This is a genomic window from Streptococcus equinus (genome assembly GCF_049393735.1).
In the GTDB taxonomy this organism is placed as follows: domain Bacteria; phylum Bacillota; class Bacilli; order Lactobacillales; family Streptococcaceae; genus Streptococcus; species Streptococcus equinus_G.
Map to the genome: position 1 here is coordinate 1,818,009 of NZ_CP185946.1, position 13,210 is coordinate 1,831,218.

General features: G+C 35.7%; 15 protein-coding genes. 1 reads left to right on the plus strand and 14 read right to left on the minus strand.

Features of this window, described 5'->3' with window-relative positions; translation table 11 throughout:
• Positions 1–6 precede the first annotated feature (6 nt).
• A complete protein-coding gene (locus tag ACNTMY_RS09065) occupies positions 7–285 on the minus strand; it encodes a DNA repair protein (protein ID WP_423216198.1) in 279 nt (92 codons plus the stop codon).
• Between the two features lie 400 nt (positions 286–685).
• Here ACNTMY_RS09065 and ACNTMY_RS09070 point away from each other — a divergent pair, with 400 nt between their 5' ends.
• Positions 686–1,297 (plus strand): TetR/AcrR family transcriptional regulator, encoded by a 612-nt coding sequence (locus ACNTMY_RS09070; protein ID WP_423216199.1) that lies wholly within the window; start codon positions 686–688, stop codon positions 1,295–1,297.
• Between the two features lie 626 nt (positions 1,298–1,923).
• On the opposite strand, the gene nrdG is transcribed toward ACNTMY_RS09070, so the two are convergent.
• The 13 genes from nrdG to ACNTMY_RS09135 all read right to left on the minus strand — a co-directional run bounded on the left by nrdG (position 1,924) and on the right by ACNTMY_RS09135 (position 13,118).
• Complete coding sequence (gene nrdG / locus ACNTMY_RS09075) at positions 1,924–2,538, minus strand: anaerobic ribonucleoside-triphosphate reductase activating protein (protein WP_423216200.1); 615 nt, start codon at positions 2,536–2,538, stop codon at positions 1,924–1,926.
• Positions 2,539–2,554: 16 nt separating this feature from the next.
• Positions 2,555–3,052: a GNAT family N-acetyltransferase gene (locus ACNTMY_RS09080; RefSeq protein ID WP_423216201.1), complete on the minus strand. Its 498-nt coding sequence runs from the start codon at positions 3,050–3,052 to the stop codon at positions 2,555–2,557.
• Positions 3,053–3,063: 11 nt separating this feature from the next.
• Complete coding sequence (locus tag ACNTMY_RS09085; RefSeq protein WP_024344425.1) at positions 3,064–3,210, minus strand: hypothetical protein; 147 nt, start codon at positions 3,208–3,210, stop codon at positions 3,064–3,066.
• Positions 3,211–3,309: 99 nt separating this feature from the next.
• Positions 3,310–5,526, minus strand: a complete 2,217-nt coding sequence (nrdD, locus tag ACNTMY_RS09090) for an anaerobic ribonucleoside-triphosphate reductase (RefSeq protein WP_423216202.1) — start codon at positions 5,524–5,526, stop codon at positions 3,310–3,312.
• A 100-nt stretch (positions 5,527–5,626) separates the two neighbouring features.
• Entirely contained in the window at positions 5,627–7,204 is a 1,578-nt protein-coding gene (locus tag ACNTMY_RS09095) for a DUF2079 domain-containing protein (protein WP_423216203.1), read from the minus strand.
• A 42-nt stretch (positions 7,205–7,246) separates the two neighbouring features.
• On the minus strand, positions 7,247–7,381 hold the full coding sequence (locus ACNTMY_RS09100; RefSeq protein ID WP_423216204.1) for a hypothetical protein: 135 nt from the start codon (positions 7,379–7,381) through the stop codon (positions 7,247–7,249).
• A gap of 90 nt (positions 7,382–7,471) precedes the next feature.
• Complete coding sequence (locus ACNTMY_RS09105) at positions 7,472–7,789, minus strand: DUF1292 domain-containing protein (protein ID WP_006531413.1); 318 nt, start codon at positions 7,787–7,789, stop codon at positions 7,472–7,474.
• A gap of 32 nt (positions 7,790–7,821) precedes the next feature.
• Entirely contained in the window at positions 7,822–8,241 is a 420-nt protein-coding gene (gene ruvX / locus ACNTMY_RS09110) for a Holliday junction resolvase RuvX (RefSeq protein ID WP_004233508.1), read from the minus strand.
• Positions 8,238–8,507: an IreB family regulatory phosphoprotein gene (locus ACNTMY_RS09115; protein WP_004233510.1), complete on the minus strand. Its 270-nt coding sequence runs from the start codon at positions 8,505–8,507 to the stop codon at positions 8,238–8,240. Before ACNTMY_RS09115 ends, ruvX begins: the two co-directional genes overlap by 4 nt.
• A 237-nt stretch (positions 8,508–8,744) precedes the next feature.
• Positions 8,745–9,143, minus strand: a complete 399-nt coding sequence (gene spx / locus ACNTMY_RS09120) for a transcriptional regulator Spx (RefSeq protein ID WP_004233512.1) — start codon at positions 9,141–9,143, stop codon at positions 8,745–8,747.
• Positions 9,144–9,339: 196 nt separating this feature from the next.
• Positions 9,340–10,494: a recombinase RecA gene (gene recA, locus ACNTMY_RS09125; protein ID WP_004233517.1), complete on the minus strand. Its 1,155-nt coding sequence runs from the start codon at positions 10,492–10,494 to the stop codon at positions 9,340–9,342.
• A 49-nt stretch (positions 10,495–10,543) separates the two neighbouring features.
• Positions 10,544–11,803, minus strand: coding sequence for a competence/damage-inducible protein A (locus tag ACNTMY_RS09130; protein WP_423216205.1), 1,260 nt, complete (start codon positions 11,801–11,803; stop codon positions 10,544–10,546).
• 112 nt (positions 11,804–11,915) lie between these two features.
• Positions 11,916–13,118 carry an MFS transporter gene (locus ACNTMY_RS09135; RefSeq protein ID WP_423216206.1) on the minus strand — a complete coding sequence of 401 codons (1,203 nt, stop codon included), beginning with the start codon at positions 13,116–13,118 and terminating at the stop codon, positions 11,916–11,918.
• Positions 13,119–13,210: the final 92 nt, after the last annotated feature.

A 13,210-nucleotide genomic window follows, 5' to 3' on the forward strand; every position in this document is an offset into this window, starting at 1 on the left:
AGCTTCTTACGCTTCATCACCTATATTATTTTTGGCATCCGCCATACGTTTAACATTATAAAGATACGTATCCGCTGCTGCCTGTGCTTCCTCAAAAACTTTACTAATCGCTAATGCTGCTTCAGCAATTGATCCCGCATCAGTAACCTCCAGCTCGCGACGTTCAAGTTTTCCTTCAAGTTCTTTGACTTGACCTTGCAATTCTTCGATCTCTTTTGCCTGCTCAACAAGCAATTCAAAAAGGTCTGAACGACGAAGTTTTCTTAACTGTTTAGCATCAAGCATCCTAATACCTCCTTTCCAAAACTACTTTTTCACATAAAATTCACATAATTTTTAAAGTATATTTATTCTTGTTTTGTAAAAATAAACATTCTTTCATTTTGCTGTTTTATGTATCTAGACGTTTTGCTGTTTATTATAATATTTTTTTGCTAATTTGAAAAGCGATTTCCCCTAAGTGATACAATTTTTAAAAATTTGTTTCCTGCCTCTAATCTTTCTAATAAAACCTATCCATTCCATGTCAAAATAGCTAACAATAACAATTTTATGAAGTAAAACGTTAACAATATCGTATGATTGATGTAGCCTAACTTTTAGGTTTATGTTACAATGTTAAAGTGATTAGGTATAATTTTTTGTCTTTTCAGAATTATTACATCGTTCAAGTTGAGGATTGTTTATGACAAATTTATCAAAAAAACAACACCAAGTCTCAGAAACAAAACACCGTTTATCAAAAGCACTTTATTTACTGATTACTGAACGACATTATGACGAAATCACTATCTATCACATTCTTGATAAAGCTGATATCTCACGACGAACATTTTATCGTTACTTTAACAGCAAAGACGATTTAATGGATTTCTGTCTAGAAAACTTTGTCGATGGATACTATCACCAACGTGATAATTTTATATTAGCAGAAAGTGCCGAAGATGTATTTTTAGTCACTTTGAACTTTATGTATTCAAACCGATTATTCATCGCATCGCTTGTCAAAAGTGGCCATTTTTCATTGCTATCAGAAAAATTAAATAAAAATTCCGCTAAAATCTACAAGAAAATCAACCTACCATGGTGTATCGATGACTCTGTAGATGGCAATATCGACTATATCTCAAAAGGGTTATATGGCGCTTATCTTAATATTTTACAATTTTGGCTAACCAAAGATAAACCCGAAAAACCTGAATTTATCGCTAAAAACTTATCCCTTCTTTTTAATTCTATTCCTGGTTATTTCAATGCTCCTTCACAAGAACATACCCCGTTAAGAAATGAAAAGTAAGAGATATTTTTTTATAATGATTTTCTCGTTTTAATCCATCTTGACACACTTTTTGCATGATATTGACAGAAAAAACGTTAACATTGACAGAATTATCGCTTACATTGTACTAGAAGTTGACACAAAAATGATTTAGTTGACAGTTTTTGACATGCTTTTTAAAAGAAAAAGTTATCCACAAACTATCAACAATACTATTAAAAATTAATCGTTCAGTTAAGTATAATTGCTTTTGATAAACCCGATTCATACCTGTGCCCCCGAATAAACAGACTCAAATGGTCTCAAATAGATAAAAGTCAGTAACATTTTAATGTTATTGACTTTTTTTATGAAACTTTCAAACGATTCCTGAATGTTTTCTAAAAAAAACTAAAATAGCTTGAAAATTCACCTTTTTTTACACAATTTGTCAACAGTTATTCACAACTTGTGGATAAATATGGTTATATACTGGGGATAACTTGTGCATAAACTACCCAAAAACCCTTATATATCAATGGTTTTGAGCTATTCACAATTTCAACGAACAGCCTGTGTATAACTTCTAAATTTGGGGAATTTCCCCACAAAAAGGAAGCCGATCAAACTCATCAGCTTCCTTTTTCACAACCAATAAAATCATTTTAGATTAAATCATCGCGGCTAACTTGTTCAAATGATTGATTACCATCATTTAGTTTATCCCAAATGACAACTTTTCCAGCTTTTAGTGATTTTTGAACATCAATGATACGTTGATTTTCTGAGCCACGGAACTGCAGCATCAAGTTTTTCTTGGTAATATCAAAGCGTCCATCAACCAGAATATCAATCAAACTCAACATTTCAAGCTTGTCTGGTGTTTCTTGCATCATTTCTTCCCAAGTATAACCAGTCCATGACCAGATATCCTTTTCAGGAAGTTCGCGGCGAACACGTTTTACCAGTGGTAAAAGAATTCCAGTATTCAAAAATGGTTCTCCACCAAGAAGCGTCAACCCTTGAACATAGGGTTGAGCCAAATCTTCCATGATTTGTTCTTCAAGTTCTTTTGTATAAGGCATACCTGCTTTAAATGACCAAGTCGCAGTATTATAGCAGCCTTTGCAGTGGAACATACAGCCTGACACATAAAGAGAATTACGAACACCTTCTCCGTCAACAAAGTTGAAGGCCTTGTAGTCCATGATTCTACCTTGACTTAAATTTTCTGAAGTCCATTCACCAGGTTTAGGAGTATTCCAGTTTTTTTCTTCCATACTAGTCTTCTTTCTATTAATTTTCTATCCAATAACGTTCTACAGAATCTTGAACATCTTCCAACACACCACCGTTAGCTAATATAACTTTGCGGCTGCCTGGATTATCGTCATGACAAGTCACCAAAGCTTTTCTAATATTTTTCTTCTTAGCTTCTAGTAACCCCAAGCGCAACTGTTCTTTAGCATATCCTTTGCGGCGTTCTGATGGACGAATAGAATATCCGATGTGCCCACCTTGTTTTAAAAGATTGTCATTAAGACGTAAACGCAAATGCAAAAATCCCAAAGCCCTGCCATCATCAGAAAACGAGACAAATTGGACCGATGGAACAAACGTATCTGGGATATTAATTCCCATTTCACTCAAACGATTATCCTCAAGCCATTTTTCATAATCGAAGTTATCCACAGACCAGAAACCACCATCGTGGGCCGACTGGCTCGCTTCAAATTCTTTCATCATTTCAATAACTGCTTCTTTATCCGATAATTCAGGTCTTCGTAATTGCATAAGCTCACCTCTTATTTACTTTTCTTTTTAGCTTTTTCTAAAAATTGTGCTTTCAACTGGTTAACACGCGCTTTTTTGTCAGCTTTCACATTTGAATTTTTCTCGTGAAAACGTTCGACTTGCTGCATGCCTTTATAGTCTAATTGGTATTTTCCCACGTTATTGCTCCTTTCATCTTAATTATTTATCAATATAACAAAGAAGCTGGGACAACTGTCTCCAGCTTCAATTATTTTATGAAACTGTCTAACAAGAATCTATGCTTTGTGCATGTGAGGATCACCTGGGTTTTTAATAGTTGATCCGTTCATGTTTTTAACACGCGCAGAAATTTCTTTGTGACGGCCATTAACCATTGGACGAGCTTGAGGGTTTCCAAGATATCCACAAGTACGTTTAACAACGTCTACAGATTTTGGATCACTGTTTCCGCAGTTTGGACAAACGAATCCACGTTCTGTTGGAGTGAAGTCCCCTTCAAAACCACATTTGTAGCAACGGTCAATTGGTGTGTTAGTTCCAAGGTAACCAACACGAGTATAAGCGTAATCCCAAACGGCTTCTAGAGCTTTTGGATTTTGTTGAAGAACTGGGTATTCACAGTAGTGAATGAATCCACCTGTCGCACCAGCTTCTGGATAAACTTTTTCAAAGTCTAATTTTTCAAATGGTGTTGGGTTTTTACGCACATCATAGTGGAATGAGTTTGTGTAGTATTCTTTATCTGTAATATCTTTGACAATACCAAATTTCTTAGTATCAAGACGGCAGAAGCGGTCTGTCAAACTTTCAGATGGTGTTGAATAGATTGAGAAGTGATAATCATATTCATCTGACCATTCTACACAGTATTCTTTCATCTTGCGGATGATATCCACTGTAAATTCTTTAGCTTCAGCATTTGTTTCCCAGTTTGGTCCGAAGAAAACTGTTCCGACTTCGTAAAGTCCGATGTAACCAAGAGAAACTGTTGCACGACGGTGACGGAAAAGTTCATCAACGTTGTCGTATTTGCCAAGACGTTTTCCAAACGCACCGTATTGGTAAAGAATTGGTGCATTTGCTGGTGTAGCTTCTTTAACACGTTCAACACGGTAAACAAGAGCATCCTTAGCAATTCCCATGCGTTCGTTAAAGATTTCCCAGAATTTATCCATATCACCATTTGATTCCATAGCAATACGAGGAAGGTTAACAGTAACAACTCCAAGGTTCATACGACCTGAGTTAACTTCAACACCATTTTCATCTTTCCAACCTTGAAGGAATGAACGACATCCCATAGGTGCTTTGAATGAACCAGTTAATTCAACGATTTTATCGTATGAAAGAACATCTGGATACATACGTTTTGTAGCACATTCCAAAGCCAATTGTTTGATATCGTAGTTTGGAGTACCTTCTTCAAGGTTAAGACCACTCTTCAATGTGAAGATTAGTTTAGGGAAGATAGCTGTGCGGTGTTCACTACCAAGACCTTTGATACGAATAGTAAGAATAGCTTTTTGAATTTCACGTTCAAACCAGTTTGTACCAAGACCAAAACCTAGAGAAGTAAATGGTGTTTGACCATTTGATGTAAACAAAGTATTGATTTCATATTCAAGACTTTGCATAGCATCGTAGATATCTTTTTTCGTTTTTGTACGTGCGTAATCTTCGCGACGATCTTCAGCAACCCATTCTTGGGCATCTTTCATATGTTTTTTGTAGTTAAGTTCAGCATATGGTGCCAAAAATTCATCGATACGGTCTGCTGTACATCCACCATATTGGCTTGAAGCAACGTTTGCGATGATTTGAGAAATTTGAGCTGTCGCTGTTTGAATAGATTTTGGACTTTCAACTTCAGCATTACCAATCTTAAAGCCATTTCCCAACATTCCTTTAAAATCGATCAAACAGCAGTTTGTCATTGGAGTGTATGGGCTGTAATCAAGATCGTGGAAGTGAATATCACCTTTTTGGTGAGCATTAGCAACGTGAGCTGGCAACATTTTAAGTCCAATTGACTTACCAACGATACCCGCAGTCAAATCTCGTTGAGTATTGAAGACTTCACTATCTTTGTTTGCATTTTCATTTACAACCGTTTGGTCTTTGTTCAACAGTTTATCAATAGAAAAATTGATGTCTGTCGCTTGAGAGCGCGCAAAATCACGCTTTGTACGATAATTAATATATTCTTGAGCAATTGCGTATTCATTAGCTTCTAAAAGTTCATGCTCAACGATATTTTGAATTTCATAAATTTTAACGTTATCTTTGAAGCGGTCAAAAATTTCAGCAACGATATTATCTGAAATATTTTCTAATTTTGCTTCGATAACTGGAGACATTTTTGTCACATTATTGCTAGCTTTTAGCAAAGCATTATAAATTTTATCTGCATCAAAGTTTACAGAACGTCCATCGCGTTTGATAACTTTTACAGTAGGCTGAGTAGCAATTTTTTCTTTTTCTAATGTAATCATATGAACACTCCTTCTTACTCGTCTATTATAACACGGGACAAAAAAAAATCAATATCTTGTGGTCACTTTTTTTGGAGACCACAAGATATTGCGTTTTTCTTTATTTTTTATGATAGACGGTAAAGCCTGTAATACCGCCGATTTTGACCTCTTCGTAGTTAGAAGAAAAATTATTTTTAAGTGAATCAGAAATTTTTTGGTCCTTATTGACCACAATATATGCCCCTAGATTTTGTAGTAGTTCATCTTCTAAAACTTTTTTATTAGCAGATTTAGCAGTATTAACTACTGGAGAAGTAAACTGTGAACTACTTGGTAATTGACCTTCAATACCAATCTTAGATGAATCGTCCCAAACGTAAACAGTATCGTCTTTAGACACTTCTTTTGCAAGATATTTTGCAATAGTTGTACGTTCGCTATTAGCATTGACTGACAAGCAAGCATGTAAAAGAGGTTGTCCAATACCAACGACTAACACCAAAAGTGGCAAATAGAAGTGACGTTTAAGATAAAAACCAAAACTTCCAGCATTATCTGAAGCCTTTTTACGACGGTGTGACGTTTTAACCAGACTACGTTGATATTGATCACCTAACACCATAGCGGTCAATAGCACACCAAAAGGCATAGCTGCTAGCAAATTATAGAATTGATAACTTTGCGTGAACAAATCCATAACAAAGAAGCAAATAAATACTAAAAGAATAAGCCATTTGACGACCTTATCATTAGATTTTGTGATAACTCGACCAAATGAAAACGCACCGAGCAAAAGCCCTGAACCTAAAGCGATGAAAGCTTGGAACAACAATGTCAAAATCACATTGCCATTACTTGTTGCAAAACTGCTAAACTGATAATTAATCGCTTGGTTAATATATGGTAACAAGACTTGCAAGTTCAAAATAAAGTAACCAGCAGTGTAAAATACCAAAATAGTACCAAAAATGATACACAATAATTGGTAGAAACCACGCGCAAAGTGCCCTTTTCTCAAGTTAAACACAATGATAGTCAAGAACGAAAGTACCCAGAACACCAAGGTACGAGGCTCTAAAAGCATGGCTGCTGCGCCAGCAAATCCGTACAAGATAAAAGCCTCATCTTTGATAATATCAGCGAAATACTTAGTCAAGAACCATAATGAAACCATTACAAAAGGCATGGCAAACTGAATAGGATACAAGCCACCAAAGCCTAGTGCAACATTTAAAAAGTAAAATACCCCAGTAAATGTAACAGTAATACGATGACTATCAGTAAAGTAGTTAACTAATTTGTAGAGATAAATTCCTGACAAATAAAATGCTACCATTTGAATTGGAACTAACCACAAAGTAGAACCAAGAACATACGCCAATGCAATCACAGCATAATAAAGGAAGCCACCTGTCGCAAACATATCAGCAAATGGAAGATGTCCTTTAGAAAACATTAATCCAATATAAAGATTTTGTGACTGTAGGCTATTTGCCATATCAGTAAATAGAGGCACTGCTACTGATAAGCAGCTCACCACAACACTCAATAGTAAAATGTACAATTTATGAGGTTGAGGAACCTTTGTTCTTTTAGAAGGCTCAAGATGACTTCTAACTTCACCGACTTTACGAGATGAACGGCTGTATGATGATACAGCATTCTGATCTACATTTACTTGTTCTGATGTATTCACTTATTCTCTCCTTGAATTGTCATACAATAAGTATAACAAAAACTAATCATTAGTCAATTTGTTAAGGATAGCACAATAGGCTAAAAGTTCTCTAAAACCGTGGCGTGGCTTGCTTTGATAGCGTTTCAAGAAATCCTTTTCCTCTTGGCTTAAAACAGTCATTTTTTTCATCATCATTTCCTCCTTCATTTACCTATTCGTAAAATAAAAAGAGTCATTTTTGACAAAAAAATAAAGGCTAGGAATACTCCTAACCTTTACAGCGAATTAGTCTTCGTCTAAGAAGCTATTGAAAACTTCTTCAATCATATCCCATTCAGCATCTGAATCTTCAGGAATTGGTTGAAGGTCACCTTCAGTACCATCTTCATTTTCAGTGAATGAGTAAGCTTGAATTTCGATTTGACCTTGTTCATCTTCTTCAGCACCTGCTGGTACCAAAAGAACATAGTTTTTACCAAATTCTTCGCGACCATCGATTGTCAAAAGAATTTCAAAAAGTGTTTCATTACCTTGTTCATCTACAAGTGTAATAACTTCGTGCTCGTGATCATGGTTATGATCGTGGTTATGGTTATGTGCCATAATAGTCTCCTTTAAATGAATTAATGATTAGATTAAAACATTCTATCTAAATAATTTTGCAAAATAAGCTGTGCTGCTAACTTATCGATAACTTTTTTACGTTTACCACGACTAACATCAGCTTGCTCTACCAACATACGTTCTGCTTGAACAGTTGTTAAACGTTCATCTTGATAATCAACTGGAATATTGAAAAGTTCTTTAATTTGGTCACCGTAAGCTTTACTTGCTTCGACACGAGGACCTTCGGTATTATTCATATTTTTTGGTAAACCGACAACGAACTTATCAACGTTATACTGCTTAACTAACTCTCCAAGTCTTTCAAAACCAAATTCGCCAGCTTCTTCGTCAATTTGGATAATTTCTACACCTTGCGCTGTAAAACCAAGTGGGTCACTAATCGCAACACCAACAGTCTTAGAGCCGACATCTAGTCCCATAATTCTCATTTCAAATTAATTCCATTTCCTTTGAGATAATAGCGGACAAGCTCTTCAACAATTTCATCACGTTCGTATTTACGAATTTGATTTCTGGCATCATTGTAACGAGGCACATAAGCAGGGTCACCACTTAGGACATAACCTACAATCTGATTGATTGGATTATAGCCTTTTTCATCAAGAGAGCGATAAACCGTTGTTAAAGTCTCACTAATTTCTTTCTTGTTGCTATCGTCTAAATTAAAGCGTACAGTTTCGTCAGTAAATCCCATACTTACACCTTCTTTCTAAATAGCTGTCACCAATTATTATAGCTTATTCACAAAGATTTCACAACAATCTGACTTTATTTAACCAAAGTTTATTTCACAATAGCAATAGTTATAACAAAAAATGTCACAAAACTTGACATAAACACAATGTAACCTTTTTCAAAATTTAATAAAATTACTCTTTTTTACAATAAAAAAAGCCTCTAAAAAGAGACTTTTCTACTATATATTATAATGCTATAATGCTGCGCGAAGACGAGCTTCTGCATTTTCAACATTACGAATTGATCGTGGCAAAAAGGCACGAATATCATCTTCTTTGTAACCCACTTGAAGACGTTTGTCATCAATCAAAATTGGGCTTTTCAAAATACGTGGATTAGCCTGAATGAGATCGATAACCTCACTTAAACTTAATTCCTCGATATCGCAGTCAAGTGCTTTTGCGTAACGGTTTTTAGATGAAACAATACTTTCAATACCGTTTTCTGTTTTAGTTAATATAGCTAAAATTTCTTCGCGTGATAGTGGTTCTTTTCCTAAATTCTGTTCTTTATAAGGGAGCTGATGAGCGTTGAGCCATGTTTTGGCTTTCTTACAGCTTGTACAACTTGAAATTGTGTAAATTTTAATCATGTGCACTCTCACTTTCTATCCCATGATAGTTGTATTATAGCACACACACATTGAGGAGCACATGGGACCTAAGACCTATTTTTCTAAAAAGTCAATTAAAAAGATTTATTTTTTTCTTGAAAATGTACTCATTTTTATCAAAAATTTATTAAAAAAAGCCTGAAACGCATCGTTTCAAGCTTTAAAGCAATTTAAATTATTCTTCGATTTCAATCGCGTCATCCAAATCAAGAACAACTTCATCTGCTTTTTCAGAAGTTGCAGCTGATTCATCAGCAGCGTTTGCTGCTTTTTCATCTTCAGTTTCTTCAACAAGTCCATAATGAACACGAACTTTGTGATCAATTTCATCAAAGACATCTGGGTGATCTGCCAAATATTTCTTAGCATTTTCAGAACCTTGACCAATTTTCTCACCATTGTAAGAGAACCATGCACCAGCTTTGTTAATGATATCCAAATCACTAGCGATTTTAATCAACTCACCTGTACGTGAAATTCCTTCACCGTACATGATTTCCACTTCAGCAGTTTTAAACGGTGGGGCAACTTTATTTTTAACAACTTTGATTTTAGTTTCTTTACCAATGTTGCTATCTTTTTGGTCACCAGTACCTTTGATTTGTGTATTTCCACGAACATCAAGACGAACTGATGAATAGAATTTAAGAGCACGTCCACCAGGTGTTGTTTCTGGGTTACCAAACATGACACCAACTTTTTCACGCAATTGGTTGATGAAGATAGCGATTGTTTTTGTTTTATTGATAGATGCTGAGAGTTTACGCATAGCTTGACTCATCATACGAGCTTGCAAACCAACGTGGTTATCACCAATGTCACCATCAATTTCTGCACGAGGTACAAGAGCGGCAACAGAGTCGACAACCACAAGGTCAACAGCACCAGAATCAATCAATTTACCTGCAATTTCAAGACCTTGTTCACCTGAGTCAGGTTGTGACAAAAGAAGTTCATCGATATTAACACCAAGAGCTGCTGCATAAGCTGGGTCAAGAGCATGTTCGGCATCGATAAAGGCTGCAATACCACCTTCTTTTTGTGCTTGTGCTACGGCATGAAGAGCTACTGTTGTTTTACCAGAACTTTCAGGACCATAGATTTCAATGATACGTCCTTTAGGGTACCCACCAGCACCTAGGGCAATATCAAGCGCCAAACTACCAGTACTCATGACTTGAACTTTTTGTTCAGCACGCTCACCAAGGCGCATGACCGCTCCTTTACCAAAATCTTTTTCGATTAGTTTCAAAGCATCATCAAGTGCTTTTTTACGCTCATCACCAAATTTCTTCGTGATAGCTTCTGTTTTCTTTGTCTTTTTAGCCAAATTTTTCCCTTTCTGTTTGTTCGAGATACTAGCCCTATTATATCAGAATTTAGTCTTGTAATAAAGCTTGACGTACTAAGTTAAAAGCATACAAACATGCAATATGACGCACATCTGAACGGCTTCGTCCACCTATAACAACACGGATAGAATGAACTTTTTCTTTTGTAGCAATACCTATGAAAACTGTTCCCGCTGGATGACCTTCTAGACCATCTGGACCAGCAACTCCTGTTAAGCCAATTCCAAAATCAGCATCTGTCAGCAATCGTGACTGCTCAGCCATTTTTTCAGCTGTAAAATGACTCACAACCCCATGTTCTTGTAAATCTTTTAAAGGGATTTGAAGCATTTTTGCCTTTTCTTCAATACTATAAGTCACAAAACCACCATTAAAAACTGCTGAAGAGCCTGGAAAATCAGCAATACTTGATTGAAACAAACCAGCTGTCAAACTTTCTGCAGCCGTAATAGTCTTATGTTTTTGCTTAAGTAAGTCAAAAGCAACACGTGCCATACTATTATCATCACCGTATCCATAAAGCAAATTTTCAAGCGGAATACTATTTAAAGTCTTCTTAGCCAGAATCTTATGCTCAAGCTCATCCAACTTAGCCTTAGCTGTTTCAAGGTCATCAGCTTTCGTTGACAATCTAAGTGTCACTTCGCCTGTTTTGGCATACGGAGCGATTGTCGGGTCCGTTTGATTTTCAATCAAATCTGACAAAACAGTTACCAACTGACTTTCCCCGATACCAAAGAAACGTAAGACACGTGAATACAACTGCTTGTGGTCACTAGATAGCAACGGCACTAAATAGTCCCAAACCATAGGCTTCAATTCACTTGGTGGTCCAGGAAGAACGACATAAGTAACACCATCAACTTCCAGAACACCACCTACAGCAAGTCCCGTACTATTTTGAAGAGGTGTTGAGCCTTCAATCAATTGAGCCTGACGTTCATTATTAGCTGTTCTTGTAAATTGCGGACGCGTCGCAAAGAATTCATCCAAACGTTTACTTGCCTGTTCGTCAAAAACCAAGTTACGTCCTAGATATTTTGCTAAAGTTTGTTTTGTCAAATCATCTTCAGTTGGTCCTAAACCACCGCAAAGAACAACTAAATCACTGCGTTTACTTGCCAAATCAATGATAGACAGCAGACGTTCTTCATTGTCTCCAACTGCTGTTTGGAAAAAGACATCAATCCCTAACTTAGCAAATTCCTCTGATAGAAATTGTGCATTCGTATTTGTGATTTGTCCTGTTAAAATCTCTGTTCCAACAGCAATGATTTCAGCTTTCATAATTGCCACCTACTTATCTATTCGTAATTTAATTTTATTCTACCAAAAAAAGTAGAAAATTAACGTTTTTTGTAATGAGTTTCGTGTAAACAAGTGTAAAAATGTTGTAAACCTACTTTACATCACTGTCAACAGCAGCTTTTTTCATAATTATCACAGACAAAACCGCAAGCAAAACCAAAGATAGCATAAAGTTAATTGCCATGACTGCTGAGACAGACATTTGCTTCACCATAAAACTTAATATGCATAGTAGTAAAACACTTCCTATACGACTTACTGTTGACTTAAATGAAATCAAAGAAGAAATATTCTCAACAGAAACCATTTTGTTGAATTGATAATTTAAAATAAATTCAATCACATAAAAAACAAAAACAAATAGGAAATAAGCTGTCAAGAAAATCTCAATCTTCCCTAGAAAGAATGTCAACGGTAGAAGAATAATCAACGGACTGAACTTAAGCACACCAGCATACTTTTTAATACCATCAATATTGATAGAATATGAAAAAAGCGTGATAACTTGGAAAGCAATGTAAAAGAATGGAAAATACTGACTATCAATCCCCTTGCTTAAGAAAAATGATTGCCAGAGTTGAAAATGCGTCTGAAAGAAAATCTGAGTCAGAAAATCAAAAATCAGAATCAAACTCAAACGTGGCTGCTTGTGAAGTTCTTTAAAACTATCAGCAATTTGCTTTTTCAAAACCGCTACATGACTATCTTGCAGCGAATCCGAATTTGCAGTTTCTTTAAAAAAGAAAAAACTGATAAGGGTTGAAGCCACAAGAAAAACTGTCCCTAAGACATAAATGTTAATCCCGATAAAATGATAAAGAATCCCACCTAGACTACTTCCTAGTAAGAGTCCAACGATTTCTAGACGGTTACTCAAGGCCAGAAATTTTCGAAGTTCTGCTTCACGGTGCGCTAATTTAAGCTGATTAATAATGTAAGCATCAAGCGTCCCACTATCTAAAGCAGCGGCAATTCCGTAACAAAACCAAGCCGCAAAAATCAAGTAAAACTGATTGCTAAATAGCACAATCAAAAACATGATGATTAAAAATAGCTTTGACAGGCTGTAAAGATTTTTTCTGGAATAATTATCTGCTAATAGCCCACTTGGAAATTCAAATAAAACGATAGCAATACTATAAGCTGACTGAATGATTAGAATCTGTGATAAGCTTAAACCTTTTGCTAATAAAATTACCGTCAAAATAGAATGCGGCAGCGAATAAGCCACACTAACCAGAAAATTTGATAGTAAAAAAACTAATGTGTTCCTTTTTATGCTTAAACTTTCCATATCTCCCACCAACCCTTCACAGAATTTTCTTTACAGAATACCCTATTTCACTAGTGCTGTCAAGATGTTTTACAGATAATTGACAAGAGTGT

Excerpts from the sequence above, each read along its gene's own strand:
- ACNTMY_RS09065 (WP_423216198.1), bottom strand. The coding sequence starts at position 285 with ATGCTTGATGCTAAACAGTTAAGAAAACTTCGTCGTTCAGACCTTTTT.
- ACNTMY_RS09070 (WP_423216199.1), top strand. The coding sequence starts at position 686 with ATGACAAATTTATCAAAAAAACAACACCAAGTCTCAGAAACAAAACAC.
- nrdG (WP_423216200.1), bottom strand. The coding sequence starts at position 2,538 with ATGGAAGAAAAAAACTGGAATACTCCTAAACCTGGTGAATGGACTTCA.
- ACNTMY_RS09080 (WP_423216201.1), bottom strand. The coding sequence starts at position 3,052 with ATGCAATTACGAAGACCTGAATTATCGGATAAAGAAGCAGTTATTGAA.
- nrdD (WP_423216202.1), bottom strand. The coding sequence starts at position 5,526 with ATGATTACATTAGAAAAAGAAAAAATTGCTACTCAGCCTACTGTAAAA.
- ACNTMY_RS09100 (WP_423216204.1), bottom strand. The coding sequence starts at position 7,381 with ATGATGATGAAAAAAATGACTGTTTTAAGCCAAGAGGAAAAGGATTTC.
- ACNTMY_RS09105 (WP_006531413.1), bottom strand. The coding sequence starts at position 7,789 with ATGGCACATAACCATAACCACGATCATAACCATGATCACGAGCACGAA.
- ruvX (WP_004233508.1), bottom strand. The coding sequence starts at position 8,241 with ATGAGAATTATGGGACTAGATGTCGGCTCTAAGACTGTTGGTGTTGCG.
- ACNTMY_RS09115 (WP_004233510.1), bottom strand. The coding sequence starts at position 8,507 with ATGGGATTTACTGACGAAACTGTACGCTTTAATTTAGACGATAGCAAC.
- spx (WP_004233512.1), bottom strand. The coding sequence starts at position 9,143 with ATGATTAAAATTTACACAATTTCAAGTTGTACAAGCTGTAAGAAAGCC.
- ACNTMY_RS09130 (WP_423216205.1), bottom strand. The coding sequence starts at position 11,803 with ATGAAAGCTGAAATCATTGCTGTTGGAACAGAGATTTTAACAGGACAA.
- ACNTMY_RS09135 (WP_423216206.1), bottom strand. The coding sequence starts at position 13,118 with ATGGAAAGTTTAAGCATAAAAAGGAACACATTAGTTTTTTTACTATCA.